Source organism: Micromonospora sp. NPDC049900, assembly GCF_044461025.1.
In the GTDB taxonomy this organism is placed as follows: domain Bacteria; phylum Actinomycetota; class Actinomycetes; order Mycobacteriales; family Micromonosporaceae; genus Micromonospora.
On sequence record NZ_JBITKM010000016.1, the window covers coordinates 1 to 19,485 of the forward strand.

The 19,485-nt window shown below is 69.4% G+C and carries 11 protein-coding genes and 4 pseudogenes; 10 read left to right on the forward strand and 5 right to left on the reverse strand.

From position 1 onward, the window contains the following. The 5 genes and pseudogenes from ACIBMZ_RS25780 to ACIBMZ_RS25800 form a co-directional block, all read left to right on the forward strand. Positions 1-85: pseudogene (locus tag ACIBMZ_RS25780) on the forward strand (IS5/IS1182 family transposase); the annotation flags it as partial. Positions 86-277: 192 nt separating this feature from the next. Beyond that, complete coding sequence (locus ACIBMZ_RS25785; RefSeq protein ID WP_396698043.1) at positions 278-1,081, forward strand: helix-turn-helix domain-containing protein; 804 nt, start codon at positions 278-280, stop codon at positions 1,079-1,081. 10 nt (positions 1,082-1,091) lie between these two features. After that, positions 1,092-1,364 (forward strand): annotated as a pseudogene (locus ACIBMZ_RS25790) (transposase); the annotation flags it as partial. After that, positions 1,322-1,667, forward strand: a pseudogene (locus ACIBMZ_RS25795) (cupin domain-containing protein); the annotation flags it as partial. The pseudogenes ACIBMZ_RS25790 and ACIBMZ_RS25795, both read left to right, overlap by 43 nt. 71 nt (positions 1,668-1,738) lie before the next feature. Next, entirely contained in the window at positions 1,739-2,203 is a 465-nt protein-coding gene (locus ACIBMZ_RS25800; protein ID WP_396698045.1) for a DIP1984 family protein, read from the forward strand. Positions 2,204-2,466: 263 nt separating this feature from the next. Here the strand turns inward: ACIBMZ_RS25800 and ACIBMZ_RS25805 are convergent, their stop codons facing one another. From ACIBMZ_RS25805 to ACIBMZ_RS25820, 4 genes are all read right to left on the reverse strand, one after another. Then, the gene (locus tag ACIBMZ_RS25805; protein WP_396698047.1) at positions 2,467-2,706 is read right to left on the reverse strand and encodes a hypothetical protein; all 240 of its coding nucleotides are present in this window, start codon (positions 2,704-2,706) and stop codon (positions 2,467-2,469) included. 377 nt (positions 2,707-3,083) lie between these two features. Continuing rightward, the gene (locus ACIBMZ_RS25810; protein WP_396698049.1) at positions 3,084-9,872 is read right to left on the reverse strand and encodes a hypothetical protein; all 6,789 of its coding nucleotides are present in this window, start codon (positions 9,870-9,872) and stop codon (positions 3,084-3,086) included. A gap of 186 nt (positions 9,873-10,058) precedes the next feature. Then, positions 10,059-10,772, reverse strand: a complete 714-nt coding sequence (locus tag ACIBMZ_RS25815; RefSeq protein ID WP_396698051.1) for a hypothetical protein — start codon at positions 10,770-10,772, stop codon at positions 10,059-10,061. Between the two features lie 223 nt (positions 10,773-10,995). Continuing rightward, positions 10,996-13,221: an MMPL family transporter gene (locus ACIBMZ_RS25820; RefSeq protein WP_396698053.1), complete on the reverse strand. Its 2,226-nt coding sequence runs from the start codon at positions 13,219-13,221 to the stop codon at positions 10,996-10,998. Between the two features lie 198 nt (positions 13,222-13,419). Between ACIBMZ_RS25820 and ACIBMZ_RS25825 the strand changes: the two genes are divergently transcribed. The 3 genes and pseudogenes from ACIBMZ_RS25825 to ACIBMZ_RS25835 all read left to right on the forward strand — a co-directional run. Then, positions 13,420-14,049 carry a TetR/AcrR family transcriptional regulator gene (locus tag ACIBMZ_RS25825; protein ID WP_396698055.1) on the forward strand — a complete coding sequence of 210 codons (630 nt, stop codon included), beginning with the start codon at positions 13,420-13,422 and terminating at the stop codon, positions 14,047-14,049. 756 nt (positions 14,050-14,805) lie between these two features. Then, positions 14,806-15,786: an RNA polymerase subunit sigma-70 gene (locus tag ACIBMZ_RS25830; protein WP_396698057.1), complete on the forward strand. Its 981-nt coding sequence runs from the start codon at positions 14,806-14,808 to the stop codon at positions 15,784-15,786. A 278-nt stretch (positions 15,787-16,064) separates the two neighbouring features. Beyond that, a pseudogene (locus ACIBMZ_RS25835) lies at positions 16,065-16,166 on the forward strand (hypothetical protein); the annotation flags it as partial. 8 nt (positions 16,167-16,174) lie between these two features. Here ACIBMZ_RS25835 and ACIBMZ_RS25840 read toward each other — a convergent pair. After that, entirely contained in the window at positions 16,175-17,002 is an 828-nt protein-coding gene (locus ACIBMZ_RS25840) for a helix-turn-helix transcriptional regulator (RefSeq protein WP_350699010.1), read from the reverse strand. 128 nt (positions 17,003-17,130) lie between these two features. Here ACIBMZ_RS25840 and ACIBMZ_RS25845 point away from each other — a divergent pair, with 128 nt between their 5' ends. Next, positions 17,131-17,859, forward strand: coding sequence for an Atu4866 domain-containing protein (locus tag ACIBMZ_RS25845; RefSeq protein ID WP_396698060.1), 729 nt, complete (start codon positions 17,131-17,133; stop codon positions 17,857-17,859). Between the two features lie 26 nt (positions 17,860-17,885). Beyond that, positions 17,886-19,223: an amidohydrolase family protein gene (locus tag ACIBMZ_RS25850; protein WP_396698062.1), complete on the forward strand. Its 1,338-nt coding sequence runs from the start codon at positions 17,886-17,888 to the stop codon at positions 19,221-19,223. The last annotated feature ends 262 nt before the right edge of the window (positions 19,224-19,485 follow it).

The window sequence follows — 19,485 nt, forward strand, 5'->3', positions numbered from 1 at the left end:
CCGCTGCTGCCCCCGACGCGCCACCGCGATCGTCCAAGCCATCCTCGCCCTACATCACGTCCAGACCAGCCGAAACCCAGGATGAAAAGAGCTCAGTGTCGCCAGGTCCGCGCCCGTGACGTCCACGCCGTAGGCCGTACGGGCCCAGGCCGGCGACACGGCACCAGCGCCGGGCAGCACGTTGAGCAATCCGGCCGCCACGAGGAGCCCTTGCCCCAGTCGCCGCCTGATTCGTCCTGGCGGGCGCAGTACGCGCGTTGGCCGTTCCGCTGCGGTTATGAGCACACGTGCGATCATCGGCCACGTGGCCGATGTCCTGCTTCCAGAAACGTGTCGTGCCGAGCAGGCGAGGATCTGGATCTGGCTCGGACAGGCGGCCTATCTGGGGCCCGCACTGAGGCTGAAGGCGCACTCCGGTTCCGTGCACTGTTTCGTGTTGGGCGTCGACGCACCGTTCACGCTACAAGCCGACGACATCGGTGAACGGCGTACCCGCAGCGCCCTCGTTCGGGCGCGAACACGACACCGGGTCATCGCGGACGACGGCCGGATGCTCTTCTTCTACCTCGACCCCGGCTCGGGCCTGGCGGAGGGTGTTCGCGCTCGGATGACCAAGCGCACCTCCTCGGTCGGGCTCGACTATCAGCACGAGTCGTCGCTGATCAGTCACGTCCAGGAGACCTCGTTCCCCGATCCGGCCCGACTGCGGGAATTCGTGGATCGTCCGAACTTCGACGCGATGGACGAGCGGATCCGCACCGCGATCGGCATCATGCGTGCCCACCCTGACCGGAAGCTGAGCGCGCCGCAGCTCGCTGCCGAGGTGCACCTGTCGACGTCACGATTTCTGCACCTGTTCTCGGTGCACGCCCACACCAGCTTCCGCCGGTACCGGTTGTGGGCCCGGATGTTGCACGTCGCACTCGCGGTCGACGAAGGCATGGACCTGACCCGGGCGTCCATCGAGGCCGGGTTCGCCTCGCCGGGGCACTTCAGCGACAGCTTCCACGCCATGTTCGGACTGACCGCGAGCAGGCTGTTCTCCGAACACACCCGCCTCGTCGTGCTCGACACGCACTGACGTTCACCTCGGGGTGACCGCCGGGCAGCGCGGCGACAGCCCACAGTTCATCCCCGTACTGGCCAGGATCCGCGTCCCCCGAGTCGGAGGCGGCCGACCACGGACCCGCTCCGACACCGTGCTGGCCGACAAGGCGTACATGTCCAAGGCCAACCGCGCCCACCTACGATCCCGGGGCATCCGCGCGTGTATCCCGAGCAAGGCCGACCAGGACGCGCACCGCAAGGCCAAAGGCTCCGCAGGCGGCAGACCACCCGCCTTCGACCTCCACGTCCACCGCCTACCGGCGTCCCGCTCGACGAACTGGTCGCGGCCCCGCCCACCGGCGATCCACGTGTCCACCTGCGGCCCGTACGGCGATCCGGCTTCACCGTCGTGCGAATGGTTCTACGTACTCAACGGATACGTCAGGCTCGTCCTCGGTGACCAGGAATACCGGCTGGGCCCCGGCGAAGCCGCAGAGTTCGACACCCGCATCCCGCACCAGATCGGCAGCGCCGACTCCCGGGCCGCAGAGCTGCTCACGATCTTCGGCGCCCAAGGCGAACGGGCCCACCTGTCGCCCTCCGCGACATCGCCCACCTGAACGAACCGGCAGCGCCGAATGGTCCACAAATTGGGAGGCGGGATTGATCTTCGCTGTTCATACTGGTGCCCATGAAGCTTGCTGAGGCTCTTGCGCTGCGCGCGGATGCGGCGCGTCGCGCCGAACGACTCCGTGCCCGCATCGTCGCCAGCGCTCGATACCAGGAGGGTGAGACGCCTGCGGAGGACGCCGCGACACTTCTGGCGGAAGCCGGCGAGGTGCTTGGTGAGCTGGAGACGCTGATCCGGCGGATCAACCGCACCAACGCCGCCACCCTGGTTGACGGTGGCACACTGACCGACGCGCTGGCACGCCGTGACGTGCTTCGTTCGCGGCACAGCGTGGTCACCTCCGCCGCCGACGCCGCCGCTGGGGAGGGCCAGCGTGGGCTTCGGCAGTTGCGGTCGGAGCTGAAGATGATCCCGGCCCTGCCGGTGGCGCAACTGCGCAGCCAGGCCGACGACCTCGCCCGGCAACTTCGCGAGGTCGACACGGTGATCCAGCGGACGAACTGGGAGGTCGACCTGCTGGACTGAGAGGTTGCGGAGCAGGTAGCCGACGTGGAGGCGTGCACGAACCCGAGAGCCGGCGGGTATTCCGGTTCACTCCTGGCGCGCCGAGGGCAGGCGCAGGGGTTCGACTCCCCAGCACACATCGCAGGCCCAGCACAGCACACAGGTGACGGCGCACAGGGCACGGCACACTACCGGGTGCAGATCCACGACGGCGAGGGTGGGACAGGGGCCTACCGCAACCCCCGAGTACAGATCGGGAAACAAGGCGAGAAGCGCTCAGTTCCTCAGATCGCGATGGACCCGAGAACGTCTGCGATGATCTCGCGCGACCGCGTCCGCGCGGTGTGATCGGTCAACATGTCCTGGACCATGATCTCGATTGCGCCCGAATCCTGGATCACTGGTTCGAGTTGAGCCCGAAGGGTCGTAGGAGTTCCGGAGATCTGCGGCGGAATGACGCCGTCCACGATCGTGCTCGAGCGGGCTTTCGTCGAGGCACTCAGTTCGGCCCGGGCCTGTTGCACGGTGGGGATGGGCCTGTCCCGTCCGCCGGCCCGCAGGGCCCGCGCGGGCCAGGTCAACTCGTGTGCTGTCTCGGCATCGTCGGCAGCGACGATGTTGAGCGCGGTTGGCGGGACTGACCCGTACCGTCGTGGTTGGCCGCACGCACCGTGTCGAGCTGCGGCGCGCGGAGCTTGACGCCCGGTTCCCTGGCCTGGTCGATGCTCTGACCGTCACCGTCGGCGTGCCAGCGCAGGAGCAGGCGGTCCGGCCGGGTCGTGCCTGACGGTGCGGCGAGACGCACCGCCGCCGGGCTCCGGCCGGCAGCACTGCAGGCCGGAGCGGACCGAGGTGAAGCGCGGGGTGTCGGAGCCGAGCCTGCACTCGGCCCGCGCGTGCCTCAGCAGGTGACGAGCGCACCGGTCAGGACGTTCAGCAGTCGCCCATGTTCCGGCGCCGGAGCGTTGATCCAGCCAGGGACTCCGTTCGTCGAGACCAGGTCACGCAACTCGTCCATCCGGGGAATCCAGTACATCCGGTGTTCCGGGTCCGCCTCTCGGCAGGCCAGAAGATCATTCAACGCCTTTCCCCAGGCATCGACGGATTCTGGTTCCTCGGCCTGTTCCACGGTCATTCTCAGCACCGTGGCCACGGCAGCGAAAACGGTCGCGTTCCACCGGCCGTCATCGACTCGCCCCCGCTGCTCACCGAGCACCCCCGCAGCCAACGGCGCTGCCAGATCGCGCGCTCGCGGGTCCAGATACATCAACCGCAGCAATCGGTCGTCCCAGGGCCTGCGGTGCGACGGATCGGGTTTCGGATCGAGATAGTCGAGAGCGAAGGTCACCGACAACGGTCCACGTACCCCGTCGAACGGCTCCACCGAGTGCGGCCCCGGCTTCTCCGGCGCGCGGTAGCGGGACGCAGCCGGATCGACCGCGTGGCCGCTCTCCCGCACAAGGTCGAGAAGGGCCGTGAAGGCCGGCAGCAACCGGTTGTTCGGATCCTGTTCACTCAGACCCACCAACTCCTGCCGGATCTGCGGCTGCAACAGATCGCTGGTGTTCTCCCGCAGGAAACGCTCCGCAGCCGGCCAGTCGGGCTGTGCCAACCACTCGGCCAGCAATTCGGAACCGGCGCGCTGGACCCCGCTGGACGACACCGCACCGGCCGCCGCGAACGACGCCAGACTGAACTCCCGGGCCGACCAGTGCACCACGCCATCCGGACCGACAACCTGCCACCTCGCGTCGGACCCGGCACCATCCGGACCGATCACCGGCAACCCGTAACGACCCACCACCGCCGTCACCTCGAAGACCAGCCCCGTCGCCACCACAAGCGGCTGCACCCGGCGACGACCGAACTGCACCAACACCATGCCAAGAGCAGACAGCGCCGCACTGCGTGGCCCCAACCCCTCACCCACGTCGACCACCACCACCGGACGCACCGACGACCCCGCCGCCGCCACCACCGCCGAAGCCTCCGACCACTCCCGCCACCGAGCCATCGCACCCACCACCAACACACCCCGGTCGACGGCTACCCCACGGCGGCCACGGCCGACCAGCGGCTCGGCGACAGCGGCACCCTCGGGAACGTCCGCGCCTGCTTGAGTCCTCGCAGAGGCTCCGAGCCAGGTTTCGCCGCCTTGCCACATGCTGTTCCAGTAGTCGTCGTCTTGGTGGAGTACGTCGAATGACACGGGGTCTTCATCCGGGTCTACTGGGCTTCCGTCCCATTCGAGTAGGCCGTTGGGGCCTATGGGGTCGTTCATCAGATGGTTGGGGTCGCGCCAGCCGTTGACGAGGACGGGTCCTGCGGTGCCGGGGTCGAAGGCCGGGTAGGGGTAGGTGATCTGGGCTTTCTTGCCGTTGCGCGCCCGTACCCACACGGTGGTGGCGTCATATCGGTAGGCGACCGGCCCTGGGGGTAGATCTCTGGCCACTCGCCGCAGCTCTACCCGACGCCCACCGACCTGTAGCCGCCCACTGTGATCCAAGGTGGTGAGGCGGGCCACGGTCGCGTGGTCGCCCGGCTCGCGCGACCAGCCCTCCTCCAGCACCCGTCGCCCCGCGATCGGGTCGAGGACCGGGTACGGATACGTGACCATGATCCCTCGGCCATCAGGCCAGCGCACCCACACCGTGTTCGCGTCGGACCAGAGCTCGACATTCCCGTCCGGATAGTTCGTCCCCAGTGGCACGGCAAGGTCCCTCAGGCGCAGAACTCCCTGCGCCAGCCGGCCGGAGTCGAGCCTCGCCGCCGTACCGGGATCCTGCGGCCAACCCTCTTCCACCACCCGTTCGGCACCAGCCGGATCGAGAATCGGATTCGGGTACGTGAGCATGGCCCTTCTGCCGTCCGGCAGACGCACCCACACCGTCGTCGCGTCATGCGTGTACTCGATCGTGGTATCCGGGAATCTCCTCAAGCCGAGATCCATGCGTCGGAGGTTCACCCAGAAGCGCCCTGCCGAGAGCTTGGTGGTGTCGAACTCCGCCGTCGGGCCCGGTTGCCGGGGCCAGCTTTCCACGACCTCCGGCCCGGCCGCGGCCGGATCGAACACCGGGTACGGAAACACGGCCATGATCTTCTTGTCGTCCGGTGTCCGCACCCACACCGTCGCCGCGTCATACCGATACTCGACCTCGGAACGGGCCGGGACGCGCTTGGCAAACGGGATCTGGCGGCCGTCGATGGTGAGTGCACCATGGGCAGTCACCGTGCCGGTCCGCACCACCGCCAGGTCACTGGGCTGCCGCAGCCAGCCCTCCACGATTCTCGGCCTGACGCTCGTCGGGGTGAAGACCGGGTTCGGGTAGACGATCGTGACCCTCTTGTCCTCGGGTAGACGCACCCAGGCGGTCGTACCGTCAGCCCAGAATTCGGCCGTGACGCCGCTGACTCTCGACCCCATCCGCACGTCGCGGCCCCTGATCGACAGATTTCCGTTGCGAAGTTTGCCGACGGACGGAGCCTCCCGCGGCGGCTGCCACCGCTCATCCCTCGGCTGGCTCGGCTCGCCGACCACTGTTTCCGCGTCACCCGCATCCACTGCCGACAGTGCCGGGGCATCCGCCATCGATAGATCAGCCAGATTCACCACTGACAAGGCGACCGGGTCCACCACTGACATGGCGGTGGGATCCATCGTGACGCCCGGATCGGTAGGGTCGGAGGATGCGGTTTCGCCGCCTTGCCACATGCTGTTCCAGTAGTCGTCGTCTTGGTGGAGTACGTCGAATGACACCGGGTCCTCGTCCGGGTCTACTGGGCTTCCGTCCCATTCGAGTAGGCCGTTGGGGCCTATGGGGTCGTTCATCAGATGGTTGGGGTCGCGCCAGCCGTTGACGAGGACGGGTCCTGCGGTGCCGGGGTCGAAGGCCGGGTAGGGGTAGGTGATCTGGGCTTTCTTGCCGTTGCGCGCCCGTACCCACACGGTGGTGGCGTCATATCGGTAGGCGACCGGCCCTGGGGGTAGATCTCTGGCCACTTGCCGCAGCTCTACCCGACGTCCGTCGACCTGTAGCCGTCCACTGTGATCCAAGGTGGTGAGGCGGGCCACGGTCGCGTGGTCGCCCGGCTCGCGCGACCAGCCCTCCTCCAGCACCCGTCGCCCCGCGATCGGGTCGAAGACCGGGTACGGATACGTGACCATGATCCCTCGGCCATCAGGCCAGCGCACCCACACCGTGTCCGTATCGGACCAGACATCGACTCTCGAATCCGGATAGTTCACCCCCAGTGGCACGGCAAGGTCCCTCACACGCAGACTTCCCTGCGCCAGCCGGCCGGAGTCGAACCTCGCCGTCGCACTGGGATCCTGCGGCCAGCCCTCCACCACCACCCGTCCCGCATCAGCCGGATCGAGAATCGGATTCGGGTATGTGAGCATGGCCCTTCTGCCGTCCGGCAGACGCACCCACACCGTCGTCGCGTCATGCGTGTACTCGATCGGGACGTTCGGGAATCTCTTGTATCCGAGATCCAGTCGCCGGTTGTTCACCCAGAAGCGCCCTGCCGAGAGCTTGGTGGTGTCGAACTCCGCCGTCGGGCCCGGTTGCCGGGGCCAGCTTTCCACGACCTCCGGCCCGGCCGCGGCCGGATCGAACACCGGGTACGGAAACACGACCATGATCTTGTTGTCGTCCGGTGTCCGCACCCACACCGTCGTCGCGTCATACCGATACTCGACCTCGGAACTGGCCGGGATGTGTCCGCCCAGCGTCACCCGCCGACTGTCGACGACCAGTTCTCCGTTGGCACTCACCGTGCCGGGCCGAGCCACCGCCGACTCACTCGGCTGCTGCGGCCAACCCTCCAGTAGTCTCGGTCTGGTTCTACTCGGGCTGAACAACGGGTTCGGGTAGACGACCATGACCTGGGTGTCACCCGGGAGACGCACCCACACCGTCGTACCGTCAGCCCAGTATTCGACCGTGGCGCCGGTGTGGCTCGATCTCAACCGCACTCTGCGGCCCTCGATCGGCAGGTCCGTCTTGACGATCTTGCCGGTGGAGGGTGCCCGCCGGGGCGGCTGCCACCGCTCATCCCCCGGCTGGCTCGGCTCGCCGACGCCGGGTTCCGCGTCGCCCGCATCCGCGGCCGTCGCTGGCGGGGAATCGGTCATCGCCATGTCGATCAGATCCCCGATCGACATGGCGGGAGACATGGCGGCCGGAGACATCGTCCTGTCCTGGTCCATCGGGACGGCCTGGTCCATCGTCTTGTCCAGGTCCATCGGGACGGCGTGGTCCATCAGGACGGCCGGTGGCTCGCCACCGCCGTGCTGCGTGGACTCCCAGGGCTCGTCATCCTGGCGGAGACCGTCCGACGGCACCGGCGCCTCACCCGGAAGCTCACCAGGAGCCCGGCCCGGTTCCACCGGGCTGCCGCCCCACTCCAGCAGGCCGCCAGGGCCTACCGGGTCGTACATCAGATGGTCGGGATCGCGCCAACCATCCACCACCACCGGACCCGCAGCGGCCGGCGCTGCAGCCGGATACGGAAACGTGACCATGGCCTTCCGGCCATCCGGCCACCGCACCCACACCGTCGTCTCGTCGAAGCGGTAGGCAACCAAGCCCCGGGTCGACGCCCCGCCGAACTTCTTCCCGAAATACAGGTAGAGCCGGTCGACCCACATCTGACCGGTGGCACTGACTGTGCCGAGCCGGGCCATCGCCGCCTGCTCGCTCGGTTCCCGCGGCCAGCCCTCCTCCACCACCGGCTTCCGGTCAGCCGGGTCGAAGACCGGATACGGATAGGTGACCATGACTCTTTTGTCACTCGGTAGACGCATCCACACCGTCGTCGCATCATGCGTGTAGGCGACCGGGGCATCGGGATACTTCCTTCCCAGAAACACGAATCGGTTGTTGACCCGCACCTGCCCCTGCGCCAGTTTGCTGTTTGCGAACTCCGCCCTCGCGCCCGGCTGCCGTGGCCAGCCCTCCACCACCAGCGGCCCCGCAGCCGCCGGGTTGAAGACCGGGTACGGATACGTGACCATGGCCTTCCGGCCGTCCTGCGTACGCACCCACACCGTCGTCGCGTCATACCGATACTCGACCTCGGCCCTGGCCTCGAGGAGGCCGACCGGCACGACCTTGCTGTCGACAGAGAGCCGCCGCTGCCCATCCAGCGTGCCGGGACGAGCCGCCGCAGCCAGCGCATTCGGCTCCCGCTCCCAGCTACCGATCACTCTCGCTGGAGTACGATCCGAGCCGAGAACCGGGCTCGGGTAGACGACCATGATCCTTCTGCCGTCCGGCAGAAGCACCCACACACGCGTGTCGTCGGTCCAGTAGTTGACCATGACGTTGTCGTCCTTGTGCCTGAGCCACACCCTGCGACCCTTCACGGGCATAGTCCCGTTGCGGAGCATGGCGCTGGACGCCGCTTCCTCTGGAGGCTGCCAAGGCCCGTCCCGGTCGATGACCGGCAGAAGCGCCGGGTCCAACGTCGTGTCTACATCCATCGGAGCGGTCGACGATCCCGCACCGCCCTGCCACATGCTCTCCCAGTAATCGTCATCCTGGCGCAGCCCGTCGAACGACACCGGATCCTCACTCGGATCCACCGGGCTACCGGTGATCTCCACCGGCAGGACTCGCTCGTACCCTGTCGAGCCGGCGGCCACAGTCCACGCGCCGGGGAACTGCCCGCCCGCCGGAGCAGCCTCCGCCCGCAGTTGGACCGTCTCGGCCGCTGCGGGCAGTCGCAGCGGCCTTCCGCTGACGTCCAGGAACACGGCCGTGGTGCCGTCCCGCAGCGCGGCGATGTGCCAGTCGTCCAGCATGGTGTCGAGCGGGGTGCCGTCCGGCTCCGGGGAGCCGATCCACCGTACGCCCGTTTCGTCCGCGAGCAGCCACGCGACCGACGGGGCACCACCCGGCTGCCGGAACCACACCAGGGCAGCAGAATCCGGGGTGCTCCGCAGGGCGTCGAGCAACGCGTCGGCCTCCACCGGTTCCGCGACGCCGCCGACCAACTCCGGCAACCGGTTGACGGCGACCGGCAGCAGCCGCCGGGCCAACTCCGTCGCCTGCGTCTCGGATCCGGACCGGGCAAGGTGGACGGCGGCAGCCAGGGACCCGGGCGGGATCGGGACCCGCAGACCTCGCTGGATCGTCGCCACGTCGTCGAGCAGAGCCGCGAGGCGCCCCCGGCCAGGTTCCTCCCCGGCCATCACCCGCTCGTACGCGGCCCGCAGCGCCATCCGTCCCGCCACCTGTGGCCACGGCAGCACCCGGACCGCCACGGCGTCATCCCACGACGACTCCCGACCGCCCGCGTCGACCGGCACGAGCCGGTCGACCAACCCGGACTGCTCCGGACGGGCCGTGCCCACCTGCACCTGCACCTGCATGCGATAGCGGTCGGCGAGGCCACCGAGCGCCTGCGCATCATCCGGAAGCCGACGCGGTCCGCTCGCCCAACGGTCGATGTCCCACGGCACCAGAACGAGCCCGTCGGCAAGAGGCTGACCTTGCAGGTAGGCCAATCCCACCGCCGACTGCGGCGACTCCTCGACCAGATGGACCAGCGTCCCCTCCGCCGGTGACGGCGTGGCGATCGACAAGGCCAGCGCGATCGAATGACCCTCCTGCACCATCGCTCCGGTCAGCACGAACCGCCCAGGAACGACCATGATCTCTCTGCACATGTGCTCGCCGGGCACCAGACACCTCGCCTCGTCACCATCACCACGGGTATCGGCGGTGTCTCGACGCGCCTCCCCCAGCGTTCAACATGGCAGCCATCCCAGGTGGCCAAAAGTCCCCGTTCGGGGACCTCGGAGCGCCCCACACCGCGCCTGACGCCCGGCGGCGATCGCGAGGACCGTGGCGGAATCGGCTGCGGCGGATCAGGCCAGGAGAATCTCGCGCATCCGTGCGCCCAGGTTGATTCCGCCGACGGCGCGGGGGCCGGTGGGCTCGTGGACGTCGAGGGTGTTGTTGCGGCGCATCATCTCGCGGACCGGAGGCGGCAGCCGGGGTGGGTCGTCGATGGTCGCGAGAACCTGCCCGGCGGTCGAGATCAGTCGATCGGTGAGCGTGGCGGCGTCGGTGTCCACCCGCACGTGGCCGTACTCCATGCCGACGGTGGTGAGGTCGAGCACCTCGAACACGTGGGTCAGCAGCGGGATCGGATCGGTCACCTTGTCGAGCCGGGACGCGTGGTCGCCGACCACCGCGACGGCGGCGGTCAGCTGCGCGTACGGGTGCAGACCGCTCGGCAGCGCGGTCAGGGGCCACCGCAGCGCCGGTCCGGCCTCCTTCCACAGCGGCCGGTAGTTCCGGCGGTGCACCAGGAGACGCCGGCCGGTCCGTCGGTACACGTCGTGGGCCTGGGTCTGTAGGTCCGCGTGGGCCCCCTCGGCGGCCTCGCTGACGATCCAGGCCGCCACCACCAGGCCGTCGTCGTCGTCCAACAGCTCGATGATCGCTTCGGCCTGTGCCGGGAACCGGACGTGCGAGCCGGCGCCGTACCGGTGCCGCACGTCCTGCAGCAGTGCCTGCTGCCGCTCTGGATCGAGCTGGACTCGCCTGCTACCCAGCAACTGCCGGAGCCAACGCATCTCGCCTCGTTTCAGCCGTCGCGGACCGCGGCAATGCTAGTGCGTCGGACGCCTCTCGCATCGTGTGGGGCGCTGAGCAGCCGCCACGGTGTGGCGGTCTATCCGCAAACGGATTGGGGCACACCGACGGGGTGGCGGATCCTGTCCTCCGCCACCCCGTCGGTGTGCCTTTCGAACCTGACCGTCGTACGCGAGCGGTCCGGCGACCGCGCAGGCCGGGCGGTCAGGCCAGGCGTCGGGCGAGCGATTCGCCCTCGACGTCCAGGGTCGGCACGACCTTCTGCATCCAGCGGGGCAGCCACCAGATCCGGCTGCCGAGGATGAGCATGACGGCGGGAACGATGAGCATGCGGACCAGGAAGGCGTCGACGAGGACGCCGATGGCCAGCGCGAACCCGATGGTCTTGAGGATGATGTCGTCGGTGAGGGTGAAGCCCGCGAAGACGCCGACCATGATGAGCGCTGCGGCGGCCACGACGCGGGCACTGTGGGTGAAGCCGTCGATGACCGCCTGGCGGGCCGGCGTGCCGTGGACGTACGCCTCCCGCATCCGGGTGACGAGGAAGACCTCGTAGTCCATGGCCAGGCCGAACAGGATGCCGGTGAGCAGGATCGGCAGCAGGAACAGCACCGGGCCCTCGGTGTCGAGACCGACGAGTTCGTTGAGCCAGCCCCACTGGAAGACCGCGACGGTCGCCCCGAGCGAGACGCCCACGGAGAACAGGAAGCCGAGCGCTGCCTTGACGGGTACCCAGATCGAGCGGAACACGGCGATGAGCAGGATGAGCGCGAGCCCCACCACGACGGCGAGATAGAGCGGGAACACCTCGGTCAGCTCGTTGGAGATGTCGACGCCGACGGCGGTGACGCCGGTGACCAGGGCGCGGGCTCCGGTCTGGTCGGGCAGGTCGGAGAGCGTGGCCCGGATGCCGGCGACGAGGTCCTTGGTCGACTCGTTCGCCGGGCCGGACTGCGGGATCACCGTGAGGGTCGCGTACTGCGTCGTGCCGAGCTGCTCCGCGAATGCCTGCTGTGCCTCGGGGGTGTCACTGGTGATGGGCGGGATCACGGCGGTGATGTTGGAGCCGTCCTCGGCGGCCAGTGCCAGCAGCCGCTCGGTGGCGGTCCCGACTGCGGCAGCCGGGTCGGTGGCCTGCGCGGTGTCGATGACGACGAGCAGCGGCCCGTTGGCGCCCGCGCCGAAGTTGTCGGCGATGAGGTCGTAGGCGACCCGTACGTCGCTGCCTGCGGGCTTGGTGCTGTCGTCCGGGAGTGCGAGTTGGAGGGAGGCCACCGGGATGGAGGCGACGACGGCGGCCGCGATGCCGGCGACGAGCGCGGGCCAGCGGAGGCGGGCGAGACCTTCGATCCAGCGGCGACCGAGGGTACGTGAGGTGCCGGAACTCTGGTCGGTGTCGGTCTCCTCGGTGGCGGCGGCGATCTGCTTCTTCACCACGCGGGTGCCGGCGAAACCGAGGAGTGCGGGCAGCAGGGTCAGCGCGATGAGGACGGCGAGCGCGACGGTGAACGCGGCACCCAGCCCCATCTCGGTGAGGAATCCGATGCCGCAGAGGGCCAGGCCGACGAGGGCGATGACGACGGTGAGCCCGGCGAACACCACTGCGGAGCCTGCGGTGCCGACGGCGCGGCCCACCGCCTCCTCCAGCGGGCGTCCCTGGCGTACCTCGGCCTGATAGCGGGACAGGATGAACAGCGCATAGTCGATGCCGACCGCCAACCCGAGCATCGTGCCGAGCGCGGGGGTGGTGGTGCTCAGCTCGACGAAGCCGGTGAGAGCCGCGATGGAGGCGGCACCGATTCCGACGCCCACCAGCGCGGTCAGCAACGGCATCCCGGCCGCGACGAGCGACCCGAGGGTGAGGGCCAGTACGACGAAGGCGATGGCGATGCCGATCAGTTCGGCGATGGCTCCGCCGATCTCCACACCGAGTACGTCTCCGCCGACGGTGGCGGTCAGTCCGGCCCGCTCGGCGACATCGCGGGCGGCTTCCAGCGCCTCCCGATCCGAGGTGGTCAGGTCGACCGCGCTGCGGGCGTAGCTGACCGAGGCGAAGCCGGTCCGCCCGTCCGCGGAGACGGCCCCCGCCTCGAACGGGTCGACGACCGACCGGACGTTCTCGGTCCTGAGCGCGGCGAGCGAGTCGGCCACGGCCTGCTGGTTGGCCGGGTCTGCCAGCGTCTCGCCGTCCGGGGCCTGGAACACCACCCGCGCCGTCGCGCCGTTCGGCACCGCCTCGGGGGCCCGCTCCCTGATCAGGTCGAACGCCTGCGTCGACTCGATGCCGGACAGCTCGAAGCTGTCATTCGTCTTGCCCGACAGGGTCGTCGCCCCGAGCGCCACGGTGAGGAGCAGCAGGGCCCAGATTCCCGCCACGGTCCAGCGGCGTCGGAACGACCAGCGTCCGAGCCTGAACAAGTGCCATGCCATGCCGTCTCCTCCTGCGTCTCGGTGAACAGGTCCTGCGGGGGCACCTCGCACGGCTCCCGCCGACGAAGCGCGACCTCACGGCCTGTCGTGCCGCAGACGCTAGCACGAAAATATCCGACTGGATATTTTCGTGGTGGTGGTCATAGGATCGGGCAGGCGGCGCACCGTGCCGACCGCCGATCGCTCTGGAGGTGGGCCATGACCGACCCGGAAAAGCGGGACAGCTCGAAGCGGGGGCCGTACGCCAAGGGGCTCGCGCGGCGGCAGCAGATCATCGACGAGGTGCTGGCGGTCTACGACCGGCTCGGATACGAGGGCACCTCACTGCGCGCCATCGGCGAGGCGATCGGCGTGACCCATCCGGTGCTCAAACACCACTTCGGCACCCGCGAGCAACTCTTCATCGAGGTGCTGCGGGAACACGACCGCCGCTTCCTCGAAACCGCGTACGACGGGGACGCCAGCTTCGTCGAGCTGATCCATCAGTCGGCCGAACACAGCATGCGCGTACCGGGGCTGATGTCGTTGCTGAACAGCATGGTGGCCCACGCCCTGGAGGCCGGCAACGAACGCTCACGCGCCCACTTCTCCGAGCGGTACGCCGACCTGCGCGAGAAGATCACGGGCCTGCTCGCCGACGGCCAGGAGGCCGGGGCCGTACGCACGGACATCCCCCTGGACCAGGCGGCCTCACTCCTCCTGGCGGCGGCCGACGGCCTGGGCACCCAGTGGCTGCTCGACGGGAGCGCCGACATCAAGAGCGGCCTGCTACTGCTGCAACGCCTCCTCGCACCACCGGACCAGCAGGTGGCACAGACCGACGGCTAGCGGGTTGTCCGTGGCCGCGTTGGTCGGGGCGCGGCAGCAGGACTAATCGGTGGCCTCGCCACCCGGCTCCGGCCTATCGTGCATCGAGACCGTAGCCCCCGCGACTGCCTTCCGAGAGGACATCACCCCGCGTGACCCCGCCCGCTCTGTAGACCTGACACCGCTCCGCGCATCGGTCGCCGACCCCCGTCGTCGGCTCTCTTTCCGTGCCCTTCGTCAGGTCTTCAGAGGGATCATGTCTACGCCTCCTCTCATCGTGCCGTCCGCCATCGGCCCACCTGTCCGGTTCTCGCCGCCGACGATTCCCGATGGTCACCGTCAATCCGACAACGCCCCCGCCCTCGTCATTCATGGCCTTCCCGAACCGCTGATCGTGCGGTGGCGCCGGGGAGAGCGGCAGAGGTTCACTCGTCCGGTGCGAAGCCCTCGCCGCGGACCCGAGCCGGGGCGAGAGCTGCGGTGGCCTCGCCCCGGGCTGCATCACGCCTCGGTCCGCGCGTGGTCGCGGATCGCCGACCGTGACCGATGGCCGGGACCGGTGCGGTTCCGACGCCGGAGGTGAACGCGTCAAGCGGTCGATCCGACCGTGGCGTTCGCAGGCGCTGGCCAGCAGGAAGTGGGTAGATCTGTTGTCGTTGGGACGACAACAGATCTACCCACCCCGGCACATCCGGCCCTGCGGGCGGGAGTGATGAGTTGTCGCGGCCCCGCCCGTCATACCTTCGTCAGGACCCGACGAGGCATGAGGATGGCGTGATGGACGAGCAGGTCATGAGTGGTCTGGGCGAGGTCGACGAGTCGGCGTTCTCGGGGCTGGCGGAGCGGCACCGGCGGGAGCTGCACGTGCACTGCTACCGGATGCTCGGGTCGTTCGAGGACGCCGAGGACACCGTGCAGGAGACGTTCCTGCGAGCCTGGCGTCGGCGGGAGACCTTCGAGGGACGGTCCACGTTCCGGGCCTGGCTGTACCGGATCGCCACCCACGCCTGCCTGGACCTGCTCGCCAAGCGCCGCCCCGAACCGGCCACCGGGGGCGAGGTGCTCTGGTTGCAGCCCTACCCGGATCGGCTGCTCGACGAGTTGACCACCGGCGACGCGGACGAACCGGAGGCGGTCGCCGTCGCGCGGGAGACGATCGAGCTGGCGTACCTGGTCGCGGTCCAGCATCTCGCGCCGCGTCCACGGGCCGTGCTGATCCTGCGGGACGTGCTCGGCTGGCCGGCGAAGGACGTCGCGGAACTCCTGGGGGACTCGGTCAACTCGGTGAACAGCGCGTTGCAGCGGGCCCGCGCCGGCATGCGGGAGCACCTGCCCGCCGAGCGCCAGGACTGGACCGGTGGCGAGGAGGACGCCGGGACCCGTGAGCTGGTACGCCGTTACACCGACGCCAGTGTGGCCACCGACATCGGTGGGCTTACCGCGCTGCTGCGGGAGGACGTCCGCTGCTCGATGCCGCCCACCCCGGGCCGGTACGTCGGCCGCGACATCGTGGTGGAGGACTGGGTCGACAACGGCTTCGAGAACATGACGAACCTGCGTGGCCTCCCCACCAGGGTCAACCGGCAGCCCGCCGTCGCCTTCTACCACCGGCGAGCGGGGGCAACCGCGTACCTGCCGCTGACCATCGACGTCCTGCGCATCAGCGGCGGTGCGATCACCGAGATCATCACGTTCCACGCCGACCGGTTCCCCCGGCTCGGTCTGCCGCCGTCCCTGCCGGCGGACGACACGGAGTAGTAGCCCCGGTCCTGTGCAGGAGGAGCGACATGAACAGCACACATGACGCCGTGACCATCGCCGCCCTCCTTGGGCTGCACCTGGTACCTACGGGGGTGATGATCCCCGTCCTCACGCGAGAACTCCGGCGTTCTCAGAGTCGGCCGTAAGAGCGGGTAGCGCGTTCTTCCTGGGAGTACTGGGACCAGGCTGTTGCCGGACCGGATACCTACCGTCGTCGACATGGCGAATTCGAGACTCGGGGGGCCTGTTCAGCGCGACCTGCGGCGTTCTGTTTCAGCGCGGACGGCACCTTCGACGGAGACGTCCTGCACCACGCCGGATACGTCTTCTATCGCGAGGGCAGCGACGCGCACCGGCAAGCGAGCGAGGACGGATAGGCGGCTGGTCAGCGGAGCCAACGACTGACGGCCAGGGTGCCCAGCAGCCGCAGTGCCTCGGCGCTGCGGCTGTGCGGCTCCGCCCGGTACACGATCAACTGCTGGCCGGGCGCGTCCCGTACGTCGAATGCGTGGTAGGACAGCGTCAGCTCGCCCACCGCGCCGTGCCGGAACGTCTTGGCCTCGTGCGTCTTGCCCTGCACGTCGTGCCGCCCCCACAACCTGCGGAACTCCGGGCTCGCGGCACCCATCTGCTCGACCAGTTCCCGCGCCCGCCGGTCGTGCGGGTCGTGGCCGAGGGCCAGACGCAGGTTCGCCACGCACGCCTCGGCGGTACGACGCCAGTCGGCGAAGAACGTCGTACCGGCCGGGTCGAGGAAGGCCATCCGGACGAGGTTGTCCGCCTCGGCGAAGTCCGCGTAGAACGCGTCGGCCAGCGCGTTGCCGGCCAGCAGGTCGAGTCGCCGGTCGATGACCACGGCCGGGGTGTCCGGCCAGGCGTCGAGCAGTTCCCGCAGGCTCTGCCCGACCTGCGGTCGAGCGGGTGTCGGCGTACTGCCGGGTGAGAGCCCGGCCAGCCGGAAGAGATGGTCGTGGGCGTCCGGCCCGAGGTCGAGCGCCCGGGCCACGGCGGCCAGCACCGACGAGGACGGGTTGCGCTCCCGGCCCTGTTCGAGCCGGGTGTAGTAGTCGACGCTCACCCCGGCCAGCACCGCGACCTCTTCGCGGCGCAGCCCGGCGACGCGTCGGGTGCCACTGGAGACAAGGCCGACGTCGCCCGGGGTCAACCGGGCGCGTCGGGCGGTGAGGAACGCCCCGAGCGCGGTCGTCGGCATGCCACCAACGGTAACCGTGCGGGCTCCGGCCAGGCAGGGTGCGGCACACCCTGGTTCGGTCCGGCCTGGCTGCCGACTCCGCCGCCGGTGACGGTGGAACCACGAAACCCCACCCCAGGAGGTACGCCATGAGCAGCCCCATGCTCGACGAGGCGGTACTGGCGGAGATCGCCGGGAACACCGGTGACCGGCACCGGCCACTGATGTTCGTCAACGCCGTCATCCACACGCTCGACCCGGTGATCGGTGACTTCGCCACGGCTGACCTGTTGGTCGGTACGAACGAGATCGTCGCGGTCGGCACCGGCCTGCACACCGCCGCCGAGGACGACGGCGCGATCGTCATCGACTGCACCGGCCTGGCCATCGTGCCCGCCGTCGTGGACGGTGTCGCCGTCGCCGGCCTGCGCGTTCGTCCGGCCGACCGGGTCGGCGCGCTCACCCCCGGAAACCCGGCCACCTTCGCCCTGGTAGCCGCCCCGACCTCCGGCCGCTCCGTGCTCGAGATGATCGTCTGGCGTCCGGAGCAGGCCGCCGCGATCGTGGTCGACGGCGAGATCGCACTGGTCAACGGCCGTCGGCTCACGCCCGCCCCGATCGAGCCCGAGCCGGGACCGCGATCGGTCGAGAGCCCCTACCTGGGCATGTGGATCGACGAGACCGGCTTCCTGCACCAGGAACTCACCGCCGACGGTCGGTACGACGAGACGCGGGGCGGTCGGCCGCACGCGTACCAGGGTGCGTTCTGGATCGACGGCGACCGCATCGTCTACCGCGACGACCTGGGCTTCTGGGCGTACGGCCGGTTCGTCGACGGGGTGCTGCACCACGCCGGTTACGTCCTGCGCCGCCGGTGAGGCGCAGACCACGAAGGGAGGACCTGATGATGTTGTTCAGCGGAGGCACGGTCGTCACCATGGACCCGGCCATCGGCGACCTGGAATCCGGTGACGTGCTGATCCGCGAGGACCGGATCGTCGCGGTCGGCGCGGACCTGCGGTCCCATCCGGAGGCGTCGGGCGCGACCGTGGTCGACACGACCGGCCGGATCGTCAGCCCCGGTTTCGTGGACACCCATCGGCACGCCTGGCAGGCGCAGATGCGCCGCAGCATCCCGGACGTGACCGACCTGGGGGCGTACGTGATGTCCACGCTGGCCGGGCTCGCGCCCGCGTACACCCCGCACGACATGTACGTGGGCACTCGGCTCGCCGTGCTCACCGCCCTCGACGCCGGCATCACCACGATGCTCGACTTCTCGCACAACTCCCGTACGGCGGCGCACTCCGACGCGGCGATCCAGGCGCTGGTCGACACCGGTATCCGGGGCGTACACGCGTCGATGGGTCCGCACTTCGGCGCGTGGGACCGCCAGTGGCCGGGCGACCTGGCCCGGTTGTGCGGGGCGTACCAGGGGGCGAACGGTGGGCTGGTGACGCTGCGCCTGGCGGCGTTGGCCACCGACGAGATCGCCGGTCCGGCCCTGGCCTACGGGCCGGAGCTGGCGGCGGTCGCCCGCGATCTCGACCTCGGGGTCAGCGTGGACGCGGTGTTCGGCGTACCGTCGTCCACGGCGATCATGCGCTGGGCCGCCGCCGGGCTGCTCGGTCCGGACCTGACCCTGATCCACGCCACCGGCCTCACCTCGCAGGCGTGGCAGGCGATGGGTGACGCCGGGGTCACCGTGTCGCTGGCACCGACCTCCGAGGCGCAGATCGGCCTGGAGACCGCGGTGCCCGCGATCGACGAGGCACTGGCCGTCGGTATCCGGCCCGGACTCAGCATCGACGTGGAGGTGGCGCTGGCCAGCGACATGTTCACCCAGATGCGTACCCTGCACGCCATCCAGCGGATGCGCGCGGTGAACGCCGCCTACGGCACGGACACCACGCCGCACCGGATCACCACCCGCGACGTGCTGGACTTCGCCACCGTGCAGGGTGCCCGGACCAACGGACTCGGTGACGTCACCGGTTCGCTGACCCCCGGCAAGCAGGCGGACCTGCTGGTCGTCGCCGCCGACGACGTCAACACGATGCCGCTCAACGACGCGGTCGGCACGCTGGTGCTCGGTGCCGACGCCCGCAACATCGAGACCGTCGTGGTCGCCGGCCAGGTACGCAAACAGCACGGCCACCTCGTCGGCGTGGACCTGGCCGAGCTGCGCCGCCAGGTGACCGGATCCCGCGACGCGATCCGCAGGTCCGTGGCCAACGCCTGACCCCGCGTCTCTCCCGCCCCTGCCCGCGTGGCGAGACGCATTCGGCGATCATGGAGTTGTGGTTAGGGCGAGAAGGGTGAATCGGGCCGAAACTCTAGCCACAGCTCCATGATCGACGAGGCGAGATGCCACCCGTGCGCCGGAAGCGCGGATCCTGGCGTGGCGGCGGGTGCGGGAGCCCTGGCCATCGGACTGAGGCTCGGGCGCGGTTGGTGGGCCGGGCTGCCCCGATCGTCCGTGACTCGCGGACAACTCCGGGATT

Coding starts and splice junctions, on each gene's coding strand:
- ACIBMZ_RS25785 (WP_396698043.1), top strand. CDS start 278: ATGAGCACACGTGCGATCATCGGCCACGTGGCCGATGTCCTGCTTCCA.
- ACIBMZ_RS25800 (WP_396698045.1), top strand. CDS start 1,739: ATGAAGCTTGCTGAGGCTCTTGCGCTGCGCGCGGATGCGGCGCGTCGC.
- ACIBMZ_RS25815 (WP_396698051.1), bottom strand. CDS start 10,772: ATGCGTTGGCTCCGGCAGTTGCTGGGTAGCAGGCGAGTCCAGCTCGAT.
- ACIBMZ_RS25820 (WP_396698053.1), bottom strand. CDS start 13,221: ATGGCATGGCACTTGTTCAGGCTCGGACGCTGGTCGTTCCGACGCCGC.
- ACIBMZ_RS25825 (WP_396698055.1), top strand. CDS start 13,420: ATGACCGACCCGGAAAAGCGGGACAGCTCGAAGCGGGGGCCGTACGCC.
- ACIBMZ_RS25830 (WP_396698057.1), top strand. CDS start 14,806: ATGGACGAGCAGGTCATGAGTGGTCTGGGCGAGGTCGACGAGTCGGCG.
- ACIBMZ_RS25840 (WP_350699010.1), bottom strand. CDS start 17,002: ATGCCGACGACCGCGCTCGGGGCGTTCCTCACCGCCCGACGCGCCCGG.
- ACIBMZ_RS25845 (WP_396698060.1), top strand. CDS start 17,131: ATGAGCAGCCCCATGCTCGACGAGGCGGTACTGGCGGAGATCGCCGGG.
- ACIBMZ_RS25850 (WP_396698062.1), top strand. CDS start 17,886: ATGATGTTGTTCAGCGGAGGCACGGTCGTCACCATGGACCCGGCCATC.